The 13,226-nt window shown below is 65.8% G+C and carries 6 protein-coding genes; 4 read left to right on the forward strand and 2 right to left on the reverse strand.

All coding sequences use genetic code 11. From position 1 onward, the window contains the following. Positions 1–38: 38 nt before the first annotated feature. From ACS0OT_RS09030 to cueR, 3 genes are all read left to right on the forward strand, one after another. On the forward strand, positions 39–2,996 hold the full coding sequence (locus ACS0OT_RS09030) for a TonB-dependent receptor plug domain-containing protein (protein ID WP_442256286.1): 2,958 nt from the start codon (positions 39–41) through the stop codon (positions 2,994–2,996). Between the two features lie 161 nt (positions 2,997–3,157). Further along, positions 3,158–5,659: a heavy metal translocating P-type ATPase gene (locus ACS0OT_RS09035; RefSeq protein WP_442256288.1), complete on the forward strand. Its 2,502-nt coding sequence runs from the start codon at positions 3,158–3,160 to the stop codon at positions 5,657–5,659. Between the two features lie 11 nt (positions 5,660–5,670). Next, on the forward strand, positions 5,671–6,126 hold the full coding sequence (cueR, locus tag ACS0OT_RS09040; protein ID WP_111202265.1) for a Cu(I)-responsive transcriptional regulator: 456 nt from the start codon (positions 5,671–5,673) through the stop codon (positions 6,124–6,126). Positions 6,127–6,203: 77 nt separating this feature from the next. Here cueR and ACS0OT_RS09045 read toward each other — a convergent pair whose 3' ends face one another. Next, a complete protein-coding gene (locus tag ACS0OT_RS09045; RefSeq protein ID WP_049438338.1) occupies positions 6,204–6,398 on the reverse strand; it encodes a heavy-metal-associated domain-containing protein in 195 nt (64 codons plus the stop codon). Between the two features lie 189 nt (positions 6,399–6,587). Beyond that, a complete protein-coding gene (locus ACS0OT_RS09050) occupies positions 6,588–9,662 on the reverse strand; it encodes a TonB-dependent receptor (RefSeq protein WP_235649549.1) in 3,075 nt (1,024 codons plus the stop codon). Between the two features lie 1,072 nt (positions 9,663–10,734). On the opposite strand from ACS0OT_RS09050, the gene ACS0OT_RS09055 reads away from it, so the two are divergent. Continuing rightward, a complete protein-coding gene (locus ACS0OT_RS09055) occupies positions 10,735–13,200 on the forward strand; it encodes a GH92 family glycosyl hydrolase (protein WP_235649550.1) in 2,466 nt (821 codons plus the stop codon). Positions 13,201–13,226: the final 26 nt, after the last annotated feature.

The raw sequence follows: 13,226 nt of genomic DNA on the forward strand, positions 1-13,226 counted from the left end.
CCCGTCCGTGCGTCCACCCTTTCCAAGAGCAATCACCCATGGCTCAGTCCGTTCGCAAGCGTCGTCACCTGCTGTCCCAGGCACTGGTCCTGGTCCTGTTTCCCCTGGCCGCTGGTGCACAGGAAGCGGCCAGTTCGTCCACCAAGGACTTGGACGCGGTCACCGTTACCGGTTCGCGCATCAAGCGCGCCGCGGTCGAAGGTCCGGCCCCGGTCAACGTGATCACCGCGCAGCAGATCCAGAAAGAGGGCTTCGTCAGCGTGTACGACGCGCTGAAGACGCTCACCGAAGCGACCGGTACCGTCGAAGCCGCCTCGCAGTGGGGTTCGCACACGCCAAATGCCAGCGGGCTGAACCTGCGCGGGATGGGCCCGAATCGCTCGCTGCTGTTGGTCAACGGCCGTCGCGTGGCCGATTACCCGCTGCCGTATGGCGGTGAAACCAATTTCTCCAACTACGGCAACATTCCGGCCGCAGCGGTGGAACGCATCGAAGTACTGACCGGCGGCGCCTCGGCCATCTATGGTTCGGACGCGATCGCCGGCGTGGTCAACGTCATCCTCAAAACCAACTACGACGGCGACGAAGTGCGCGTGCGCGGCGGCACCTCCACCGAAGGCGGGCGCGACACCTGGGACCTGTCATGGGCCGGCGGCAGGACCGGTGACAACTGGAGCGTGACCTATGCGTTGCAGTACACCAAGCGCGATCCGTTGTTCGGCCGCGACCGCCCGCAGATGGACGATGCCGATGATGCGCCGTATGCGTCCTGGAACATGGAGCAGCGCAAGGTCGGCTTCCGTCCCACGGCCGGGCTGGCGCTGATCGATCCGACGACGGGCCAGCGCCTGGCGCCGCCCACCGGTACCTGCGAGAAGTTCGACGGTGAGTACTACACGGCCGATCGACTGGTCTACAACTACGCCGCCAACCGCATCACCAACACCGGCCGCCTGTGCGGCATGAGCGCCGACTACGCCAACTGGCTGCTGACCGGTGGTGCCGAGAACGTGTCCGGCAACCTGTATGCCACCTTCGATTTCAGCAGCGACCTGCAGGCCTGGACCAACCTGGCGGCGTACCGCTCCGAAGCGATCTGGGGCACCAATCCACCCAGCGTCTCGCTGATCGACGATGACAACGGCTACTACTGGGATGCCAACCGCAACCGCCCGATCCTGGGCGTGCGCCAGTTCACCCCGAACGAAGTCGGCGGCTTGGACACCCTGCGCAACACCAACCGCGAGCTGTCATGGGACTGGAGCGCGGGCCTGCGTGGACGCCTTGCCGACCGCTTCGACTGGAGCGCCACGGTGGGCCGTTCCTACTATCGCGTGGAAGAACGGCAGAACGTGGTCGACAAGCAGAAGTCGTACGACTACTTCCTCGGCCCGCGCCTGGGCACCACCGCCAACGGCGAGGCGATCTACGCGCTGAACGAATCGCGCTGGTGGAATCCGCTCACGCCGGACCAGTACTGGCAGATGGGTGCGGTGGCCAGGAACCGCGCGTCATCGTGGGTCAACCAGGCCTCGGCGGATATCACCGGCGAACTGTTCCAGGGCTGGGCCGGCCCGATCTCGTTCGCCGCCGTGGCCGAAGTCGCGCAGCAGGGCTATCACCTCAGCCCGGACCCGCGCGCCGGCATCGACTTCGATCTGCAGAACGTCGATCGCGGTGGCGGCGAGCGCACCCGTTACTCGGCCGGCGTCGAGTTCAAGATCCCGCTGCTGGAGAGCGTGACGGCCACCGCGGCCGCCCGCTACGACCGCTATGGCAACTACAAGGCCGATGACAGCAGTGAAACGCTGGATATCGGCAGCCAGAAGGAGACCACCTGGAACGTCGGCCTGGAATGGCGCCCGGTCGAATCGCTGCTGGTGCGTGGCTCGTACGCCACCAGTTTCCACGCGCCGGACATGCACTATCTGCTGGGCCAGCCGAGCAGTTCCGAAGTGCAGACCTATGACCGCCTGCGCTGCATCCAGAGCGGTGCCTACCTGGTCAACAACTGTGGCGTGGGCAACACCGATGTCTGGTACACCTTCGACGTGAACCGGCGTGGCACGCCGCTGCTGCGTTCGGAAACCGGCGATTCGTGGACGGTCGGCTTCGTCTGGGACGTGATGCCGAACCTGTCGGTCAGCGCCGACTACTGGGCGATCAAGCTGGAAGACATGATCGTCGATGTCGGCGCCGACGAGGTGCTGGCCAGCGAGGCCGGCTGCCTGACCGGCAAGAACATCGATGGCACGCCGTGGGCCAATCCGGCCGGTGGCGATTATTGCGCCGGCATCCTGGCCCGCGTGAACCGTGACAGCAGCGGCCGGCTGGTGTCGATCGAGCGCGGCCCGTTCAACCTGGCCAGCCGGGAAGTGCGCGGTATCGACCTGACTGCACGCTATCGCCTGGAAACCGCGCAGTGGGGCAGCTTCCAGCTGGGCCTGAACTACACCAACCAGATCTCGACCAAGGAACAGCGCTACGCCAACGACCCGAACCCGGAACGGCGCGACCGAGACCTGCGCAGCAAGCTGCGCGCGAGCCTGGCCTGGCAGCGCGGCAACTGGAACGCCAACGTCTATGCCGACCGCGTGGGTTCGGTGCCGGGCGTGCGCTATCACTGGGGCACCGATCGCCTGGACAATCCCGGCGGTTGCCTGCCGTTCGCCGACGGCTACGTGCCCAGTGACAGTCCGTCGCTGAACTGCCTGGAACCGGCACAGCTGCCGGATGGCTCGGTGAACCCGAACCCCAACGCGGGCCAGCAGACCTCGCGCTACTTCGGCCGGGTCGGGCCGTTCATCACCTGGAACGTCAACGTGGGTTACCAGGTGACCGAGCACGCCAAGGTCAATGTCTACGTCAACAACGTGTTCAATTCGGCCAGCTGGAACCACAAGGACCCGTACAAGCTGGACTATGACTTCGCCCCGACCCGGTTGCTGAGCGCGGTCGGCCGCGAGTTCGCATTGGAGTATGTGTTCACCTTCTGAGGAGACCGGCCTCCGCCGGTAGATCCACGCCATGCATGGATGCGGAAACGGAACACCGGGGGCGGCGCCCCCTTCAGGCATGCGGACAGGCTGGATTTGACCTTCCCACGATGGCAAGGTTTAGCCTGTCCGCATCCAGAAGGAAACCCGGGAATCCGATCATGAGCACGCCGCGCGCCGCTGCCGCCCCCGCCAGCCCCTCCACCATCAGCCTGCCCATCGAGGGCATGACCTGCGCCAGCTGCGTAGGCCGGGTCGAGGCAGCACTGTCCAAGGTCGAGGGCGTGGGCAGTGTCTCGGTGAACCTGGCCACCGAGCGGGCGGACATTCGTCCGTCGGGCCCGGTGGATCGCGCGGCGCTTGTCCAGGCAGTGGAGCGGGTGGGCTATGACGTGCCCGCAGCGACCACCGAACTGGCGGTCGAAGGCATGACCTGCGCTTCCTGCGTGGGCCGTGTCGAACGCGCGCTGTTGGCCGTGCCCGGCGTCAGCCAGGCCAGCGTCAACCTGGCCACCGAGCGCGCCACGGTGCGTGGCATGGCGGACGTGGCTGCGCTGGTCGCCGCGATCGACAAGGCCGGCTATGACGCGCGTGTGATCGAGGCGGGTGTGCAGTCCGATGATCAGGCTGCGGAAAAGAAGGATGCCGAGCGCGCCGAATTGAAGCGCGACCTGATCGTGGCCACCGCGCTGGCACTGCCGGTGTTCGTGCTGGAGATGGGTTCGCACCTGATTCCCGGCATGCACGAATGGGTGATGGCCACCCTCGGCATGCAGACCAGCTGGTACCTGCAGTTCGCACTGACGCTCCTAGTGCTGGCCATCCCCGGGCGCCGCTTCTACCAGAAGGGCTTCCCGGCGCTGCTGCGGTTGGCGCCGGACATGAATTCACTGGTGGCGGTGGGCACCGCCGCGGCGTTCGGTTATTCGGTGGTGGCAACCTTTGCACCGCGGCTGCTGCCGCCGGGCACGGTGAACGTCTACTACGAAGCGGCGGCGGTGATCGTCGCGCTGATCCTGCTCGGCCGCTTCCTTGAAGCTCGGGCCAAGGGCCGTACCTCCGAGGCGATCAAGCGTCTGGTCAACCTGCAGGCCAAGGTCGCCCATGTGATCCGTGACGGCCGTACCGTCGACATCCCGGTCAATGAAGTACAGAGCGGCGACGTGGTGGAAGTGCGCCCGGGCGAGCGCGTTCCGGTCGATGGCGAGGTGGTCGAGGGTCGCAGCTACATCGACGAGTCGATGATCAGCGGCGAGCCGATTCCGGTCGAGAAGCAGCCGGGAAGCAGCGTGGTCGGTGGCACGGTCAACCAGAAGGGCGCACTGACGGTGCGCGCCACGGCGGTGGGTGCGCAGACGATGCTGGCGCAGATCATCCGCATGGTCGAACAGGCGCAGGGCTCGAAGCTGCCGATCCAGGCGGTGGTCGACAAGGTGACGTTGTGGTTCGTGCCGGCGGTGATGCTGGCCGCGCTGGCGACCTTCGCGGTCTGGCTGATCTTCGGTCCATCGCCGGCGCTGAGCTTCGCGCTGGTCAATGCGGTGGCGGTGCTGATCATTGCCTGCCCGTGCGCGATGGGCCTGGCCACGCCGACCTCGATCATGGTCGGAACCGGTCGTGGCGCCGAAATGGGCGTGCTGTTCCGCAAGGGCGAAGCCCTGCAGTTGCTGAAGGACGCGCAGGTGGTGGCGGTGGACAAGACCGGCACGCTGACCGAAGGCCGCCCGCGCCTGACCGATCTGGAGATTGCCGCTGGCTTCGATCACAACAGGGTTCTGGCGGCAGTGGCCGCAGTGGAGTCGCGCTCGGAGCATCCCATCGCCCGCGCGATTGTTGATGCCGCGACCGGGCAGGGCATCGCGTTGCCGGGCATGGTCGACTTCGAATCGGTCACCGGCATGGGCGTTCGGGCCAGTGTCGAGGGTGCACGCGTGGAGGTCGGTGCCGATCGCTTCATGCGCGACCTGGGCGTGGACATCACTGCATTCGCAGCATTGGCGGCGGAACTCGGCACGCAGGGCAAGTCACCGATGTACGTGGCCATCGATGGACGCCTGGCCGCGATCATTGCGGTATCCGATCCGATCAAGCCGAGCACCCCCGCAGCGATCGCGGCGCTGCATCGGTTGGGCCTGAAGGTGGCGATGATCACCGGCGACAACGCCGGGACCGCACAGGCGATCGCGCGCCAGCTCGGCATCGATGAAGTGGTGGCCGAGGTGCTGCCGGAAGGCAAGGTCGAGGCAGTGCGTCGGCTGAAGGCCACGCATGGGCGCGTCGCCTTCGTCGGCGACGGCATCAACGATGCCCCTGCGTTGGCTGAAGCCGATGTCGGCCTGGCCATTGGTACCGGCACCGATATCGCGGTGGAGTCGGCCGACGTGGTGCTGATGTCGGGTAACCTGCAGGGCGTGCCCAATGCCATTGCGCTGTCCAAGGCGACGCTGGGCAACATCCGGCAGAACCTGTTCTGGGCGTTCGCCTACAACACCGCATTGATTCCCGTCGCTGCCGGCGTGCTGTACCCGGCCTGGGGCGTGCTGCTGTCGCCGGTGTTCGCGGCCGGTGCGATGGCGCTGTCCAGTGTGTTCGTGCTGGGCAACGCGCTGCGCCTGCGCCGCTTCCAGCCGCCGATGGCGGATGCCGCCGTTGCGACCCACTGAAGGAGAACCGCATGAACATCGGTGACGCCGCCAAGGCCTCCAGCGTGTCGGCGAAGATGATCCGCTACTACGAACAGATCGGCCTGATCCCCGCGGCCGATCGCACCGAATCGGGCTACCGGGCGTATTCGCGGGCGGACATCCATCGCCTGCGCTTCATCCGCCGCGCGCGCGATCTCGGCTTCCAGGTGGCCGAAATCAGTGACCTGCTGGGCCTGTGGAACGACACCGCGCGGCACAGTGCCGACGTCAAGCACCTGGCCGAGCAGCACATCGCCGACCTGGAACAACGCATCGAGAGCATGCGGCAGATGGCCGACACGTTGAAATCGCTGATCCGTTGCTGTGCAGGCGACGAGCGCCCTGAGTGCCCGATCCTGGAGCGGCTGGGTGAAGACGATGAGGCTCCGCTGTCGGTCGATGCAGCGAAGACCGGCGCGGTGCGGCGGCGCGCGCGCAAGCGCTGAGTTTCCATGTCGCGTACAAAAAAGCCCGCCCGGTGACAGTGCACGGGGCGGGCTTCGCTGTGGCAGAGGCCAGGGGATCAGGCAGTGCGCGGCGGGAAACCCGCATCGTTCAGCGCGGCGAACACCTGCTCCTGTGATGCGGTGGTCTGCACCTTGACCAGGCCGGTCGGCGGATCGGCCACCACACTGGCGTTCGGATCGATCTGCTGGATGGCGCGGGTCACGCTGCGCGCGCAGCCGCCGCAGGTCATGCCGTCAACATGGAATTCCATCTGTAGCTCCTTCGGTGCTCGTGAGATGAAACCAGTGTGCACCTTCCAACGATGGCAGGGTCAAGCAGGTGGCTGAACGGCGGCGCAGGCACCCATGAAAACGGCAGCCGCCTGTACCAGCGCGGCTGCCGTGGAGGACCATTCCCGCCGGGGCGGGCAAGACTGCGCCGGGCCAGGCCCGGCGCTGCCTCAGAACTTCCAGTTCACGCCGAAGTACAGCTGGCGGCCGGCGTACAGGTTGGACAGCAGGCGGGCCTGGCTGTCGTTGCCGATGTAGCTGCGCAGCTCGGACTTGGTGGCATTCAGCACGGCGGCGGTCACCGTCCAGTCCGGAGTGAGGTTGTAGGCCACGTTCAGGTCAAGCTGGCTGTAAGGCTTGGTGTAGGTGGTCATGCCATTGTTCAGGCCGCCGACCACTTCACCACGACGGTTGTACGAGGCGCGCGCCAGGAACTTGTCGTTCTCGTAGAACACCGTAACGTTGGCCTGGTTCTTGGCACTGCCGACCAGCGGCGAGGAGCCGATTTCCTCGCCATCCAGCACGATCGAGGCCAGGTTGGTGTCGTTGTAGGTGTAGTTGGCCTGCACGCCCAGTCCGAAGTCGAACGTGTACTGGCCATACAGTTCCACGCCCTGCGACACGCCATCGCGGCCGTTGGCCTGAGTCTCGTACTTCTGCACGGTGACCGACTGCCCGCCGACGTTCATCTGCTGGTCGCGCACCACCGGCACAGTGAAGTTGTCCACGTTCTTGCGGAACAGCGAAACACCTGCGACCGCGCCCGGCTTGAAGTACCACTCCAGGCCCAGGTCGAACTGGACTGCCTTGAACGGTTCCAGCGCCTTGTTGCTGCCCGAGCCGTACCAGCCGGGCGTGTCGGTGCCGCCGGTGACGCGGCGGTCGTTGGCGTACTCTTCGCTGATGTAACGCAGGCCACCGGGATAGGCGATGCTGGTGTAGCTCGGGCGCGCGACCACCTTCGATGCCGCGCCACGCAGCACCAGGTTGTCGGTGATGTCCCAGGCAATGTTGAAGCTGGGCAGCACGTCGGTATAGGTCTTTTCCAGCGACGACAGGGCATACACCTTGTCGCGCACCTGCGGATCGGGCAGGCGGACGAAGCCACCCTGGCAGCGCAGGTTCGGGTCGGCGGCCGGATCATCGCAGCTCATCGGCGCGCCGCTGGCGTTGTCGACGAAATAGTCGTTGAAGCGCTCGACCGAATCGCTGGACTGGGCGAACTGCTTGGTCCGCACCACGCGCACGCCGATGTTGCCGCGTACCCGCTCAGTGCGGAAGTTGGCCTGGAAGTAGCCGGAATGGATCTTCTCGTTGACGTCGTAGACGAAGTCTTCTTCGGTACGGTTGTGCGAGCCACCGTAGGTCTTGTTCAGGTAGTCGATGTAGGCCGGGTAGTTGATGCCCGGGAACACGTTGGCGTTGAACGCGCCGGTGATGTTGCTGATCGGGTTGGACAGGAAGAAGCCCGGTTGCGCATCGCCTGCGGTCGGATCGCAGCCGGCCTGGTAGCGATTGTTGTCATAGTCGGACGGATCCAGGCCCGGGCACACCCAATAGGTGTTGCCGGTGTTGCGGTGGACCTTGCCATCGCGGTACTTGGCGCCGAACTGGATCGAATCCAGCCAGCCGGCCTCGAACAGCTTGGTGACGTCGGCCTGGAAGTAGTTCTGCTTGACCTCGGTCTGCATCCACGACGAATCGGTCGAGCCGGTATCGACTTCGGCCACGCCCGCCATCAACTGCTGCTGCAGGTCCGGCGAGAACTGCACCGACGGCGTGCCGGTCAGGTCCCAGGCGGTGTACTGGTTGCCGGACTGCCACTGGTTGCCAACCTTGCGGCGCGGCTTGGCCGACATGCGGAAATTCATCGACGGACCACCTTCGGACCAGGTGCGGCCGCCGGTGAACGAGGCCTTCCACAGCGGGCTGATATCCCAGTCGATGGTCAGGTCGGCGGTCTGCGACAGTGCCTTTTCCTTGCTGTATCCACCGGTGAGCTGCGGAGTGGGGATGGTGCAGTCGTCCGGGCCCCAGCCACCGGGTTCCAGGCCGGCTGCCGCTGCTTCTTCCTCACTGCAGTAATAGGTCTTTCCGGCCAGCTTCTGGTACTGCGCACCCGTGACGATGCTGCCACTCGGGTCGAAATCCAGGCCGTTGAGCAGGCGGCCGCCGGCCCAGTTGCCGTCCTGGTTGTAGCGGGCCAGGTTCCACTCCGGCACCTTCAGCATGTTCTGGGTGTAGTCACCCTGCAACTCGAAGCGGAAGTAGTTCGCGGTCATCGTGACGTTGTCGACCGGCTTGAACTGGAAGGTCAGCTGGCCGCCCTTGCGCTCGCGCTTTTCTTCCTTCACCGCGAAGTTCACCGAGGTCGGCATGAAGAATTCGCTGTAGTTCTTGCCAGCCTGGTTGTTGAAGCCGGACTGGCCCCACCAGTAGTGGATGCCATCCTGCTCCAGCAGGTTGCCGTTGGCATCGCGGGCCGTGGTGCCATTGCCGTACCACTGGTAGTCCTCGGTGCTGGCTTCCATGGTGCGTGTGGTGCGCTTCTGCTGGGTCACGCCGACGAGGACGCCGAAGCGCTCATCCTTGCTGTGCCACGAGTACAGCGCGGACGCCTGCGGATCGACATCGTGGCTGGTATCGGAGGTGGTGCCCTCCAGGTTCACGTAGCCGGAGTTGGATTCCATGTCCAGCGGGCGACGGGTATGCAGGATGACCGTGCCGCCGATGCCGCCTTCGTCGATGCGTGCTTCCGGCGACTTGAACAGCTCCGCGCTGGACAACATGTTCGATGGCAGCAGGGTGTAGTTGAAGGAGCGTGTCGCTTCGTTGTTGGTCTCCGACGAGGCGACGAAGTTGCCGTTCAACTGGGTCAGGGTCAGGTCCGGCGCAAGGCCGCGCACACTGACGCTCTTGCCTTCGCCACCGCTGCGGGTGATGACCACGCCGGGCACGCGCTGCAGTGCGTCGGCCACGTTCTTGTCGGGGAACTTGCCGACGTCCTCGGCGGTGATCACCTCGACCACCGCGTTGGCGTCGCGCTTCTGCTCGAGGCTCTTTTCAATGGCGTAGCGGTAGCCGGTGACCTGGACGCTGTCCAGGGTGGTGGCGTCCTGCGCGCCGGTGGACGTGGCCTGTTGCGCGGCGGCGCCAGCCGGAATGACGGCGGCGGCCAAGGCCAGCGCGATGGCCAGCGACAATGCGTCGTGGCCGTGCGTACGTGTTGAATGCTTCATTCCCATCTCTCCCTCTCTTCTGGATTGATCCGGTGACGTGGCACGGACAACTTGAATCGATCTAATTTGAAGTGACATTACGGGTGTCGCCATGTGGGTGGCAGAGCACCGCGCGTGTGGCCTGGTACGTCCTGTTGCTGCTCCCCCAACTCCCGGCCATCGCAGTGTCGCTCTTGGATCGATCTAAGCGATGGGCGGGCGATTTTTAGCACGGGTCGCCCGTGGGCGCATGCTGCTCCGCAATATGGTACTGGCGTGGCGAAGGGATGACGGTTTGCTGAAAACAGTGAAATCGTTTTCGTGCGCAGGGGAAAGGGGCCGGCAGGGCTGCGCCCTGCACCTGCGGGTAGTGCCGGCCGCTGGCCGGCAACAGCCAAAGCCAAAGCCAAAGCGGCTCTGGGTTGTCTGTGGCTTGGCGGGGCGGTGTCGGATTGCGGGGACGCCGTAAACCCGTCCATGGGGGCTTGGCCGCGGCATCCATGCCGCGGACACCCCGCAATCCGACACCGCCCCACCTTCGACAGTTTCCCGGTGACGGTTGGATTGTCCTGGCGACGGAATGTGGAACGGCATGGGGTCAGATCCGTTTTCCGTTGGAAAACGGATCTGACCCCGATTGATTTCGTTATCCGACACAGATTCATCCACGCATGGCGTGGATCCACAGATCGCGGAAATCTGTCGAAGGCGGGGTGGGTCCGGTTGCGGGGGGCCAGATCAGTGAGCCGCATGGATGCGGCGACCGAGCTTACATGGACGTACTTGCAGCGTCCCCCGCAACCGGACCCACCCCGACTCCCCGCAGGAAACTGGCTTCTGCTGTTGCTGTTGCTGTTGCTGTTGCTCCAGCTCGTAGCAGGTGCAGGGCGCAGCCCTGCCGAACACCCCATCTCATGCTGCGCCGCAGAATGCATTCGGCTGAACCTGCATGCTCTACTTGAATCGATCTAAATTCACGGTCTGGTGGGTCGGGCGTCATTCCAGGGGGAGCTCTCTGCAGGTCAGGGCAGGGCTCAGCGGAACGGTGCCGGACGGCCCCGGCCGTCTGCCTCCGCGTCATCGACTACAGGAACCCGACATGCGTCCAGTGCCGTCCGCTCCCGCCGTCCCATTGTCCTCGCGCCCGCTGGTGCGCCTGGCCTGCCTGCTCGCGCTGTCGTCAGTGCCGGTGCTGCTGCAGGCCGCACCGGCCGCGCTGGAACGCGAGGTCAATACCTTCATCGGCAGCAAGGACGACGGCAACACGTTCCCGGGTGCGTCGGCACCGTTCGGCCTGATCCAGGTCAGTCCGATCGGCAGCCACTACTCGGGCTGGCGCTATGACGACGAGAAGATCCGCGGGTTCGGCCACTCCTTCCTGTCCGGCGCGGGTTGCTGGGAACAGGGCGGGCAGGTGTCGGTGCTGCCGGTGACCGGTTCGATCGGTCCGGGCGGCGATTTCGATACCGGCAATGCCAAGCAGTTCGACCACAAGGCCTACGCATCGACCTACACCCACGATGGCGAGGTCGGCCAGGCCGGCTACTACAAGGTGCGCCTGACCAGCTACGGCGGCATCGATGCGGAAGCCACCGCGCGCACCCGTGCCGCCGCCGAGCGCTACACCTTCAGCCAGCGCAGCGGCGATGGCCACGTGCTCGTCAATGTCGGCCAGGCCAACGAGCGCCATTCGGTGATCGGCAGCGTGGTCGATGTGGTCGGCGATCGTGTGGTGGAAGGCAAACTGGTCACCAAGAGCTTCTGTGGCGGCCACCAGTACACCACCTGGTTCCGCATCGAGTTTGACCGTCCGTTCAAGGCGCATGGCACCTGGGGTGAGGGCGGTGGCCTGCCGGGCGCGCGCCACAGCATGGAAGGCGAGCAGAAGCCGAACGGCGCCTGGCTCAGCTTCGACCTGGCCAAGGGCCAGTCGGTGACGGCGGTCAGCGCGATCTCGCACGTGGATGCCGAAGGCGCGCGCACCAACCTGCGCGCAGAAGGCATGCAGAATGGGGTGCTGCTCGGCTTCGACCGCATGCGTGCGCTGTCCCAGCAGTCCTGGCGCGAGCAGCTGGGCCGGGTGCGTGTTCAGGGCGGCACTGCCGACGACCGCGCGGTGTTCTACAGCGCGGTCTATCACGCACTGCTGCAGCCGATGACCGGCAACGACGCCGACGGCCGCTACCGCGGTTATGACGACGGTATCCACCGCGCCGATGGCTGGACCTATTACGAGTACTTCTCGCTGTGGGATACCTACCGCGCGCAGAACCAGTGGCTGGCGCTGACCCGCCCGGACGTGGCGCGCGACATCGGCCGTACCCTGCTGGCGATCGACGAACAGGTCGGTTGGCTGCCGCGCTGGGGTTATGCCAACTTCGAGACCAACATCATGACCGGCGATCCGGTCACGCCGTTCATGGTCGACCTGTGGCGCTTCGGCGCGCTCAAGGGCCGTGAATCACAGGCCTGGGATGCACTGCGCCGCAATGCCTTCGGCACGCCGCCACTGAACTCGCGCATGGCCGGACGCTCCGGCAACCCGACCTACCTGGACAAGGGCTATGTGGCCTACGACCGCGCGTTCCCGTCCAAGGGCATGGATGTCGATCCACACCATGGTGGTTCGGCCACGCTGGAGTATGCGTTGGCCGACTGCGCGCTCTCGCAGATGGCCGATGGCCTGGGCCATGCGCAGGATGCGGCGACGCTGCGTGAGCGTGGCCGCAACTGGCGCAAGGTGTGGGACCCGCAGGTGCGGGATGCCGAGACGGGTTTCACCGGCTTCCCGCGCCCGCGCACCGAGGATGGCCAGTGGTACACGCCGGCCGATGGCCACTACAGCCCGCGTTCGCACCACGGTTTCCATGAGGGCACGGCGTGGCAGTACCAGTGGCTGGCGCAGCAGGACGTGCCCGGCCTGGTCGAAGCGATGGACGGCCGCGAACAGGCCGGTCGCCGCCTGGATGCGTTCTTCGCGATGGACGCGCTGCAGGCCGATCCGCTCAATGCCGCCCGCAAGGCGTGGGTGGTGGGGCCGTACAGCTACTACAACCAGTTCCGCTACAACCCGAACAACGAGCCGGACCTGCACTCGCCGTGGCTGTACACGCTGATCGGCCAGCCGTGGAAGACCGCCGCCGTGGTGCGTGCCGCGCAGCAGTTGTTCACCAATGCCCCTAATGGCGTGACCGGCAACGATGACCTCGGCACGATGTCGGCCTGGTACCTGTTCAGCGCCATCGGCGTGTACCCGGCGGTGCCGGGCAGCGGCCAGTTCCTGCTGCACGCGCCGCGCTTCAGCAAGGTCGAAGTGGATATGGGCAATGGCCGAACCCTGCGCATCGACGCGCAGGGAGCCGATGGCCGCCGCCTGCAATACGTGCAGGGTGTGCGGGTCGACGGCCAGGCGCATGCACCGGTGTGGTTGGACTGGGACCGCCTGCAGCAGGGCCCGCGCCTGCAGTTCGCGCTCGACGCGAAGGCGCCGGAGCAGGGCTGGGGCACCGCGGTGAAGGACCTGCCGGTGTCCTGGTGCGCGGCACCGGGCAGCCAGCTGCGCTGAGCCGGACTGTGCCGTTCGCGCTGACC

The organism is Stenotrophomonas maltophilia group sp. RY12688, assembly GCF_052149045.1.
GTDB lineage: Bacteria > Pseudomonadota > Gammaproteobacteria > Xanthomonadales > Xanthomonadaceae > Stenotrophomonas > Stenotrophomonas sepilia.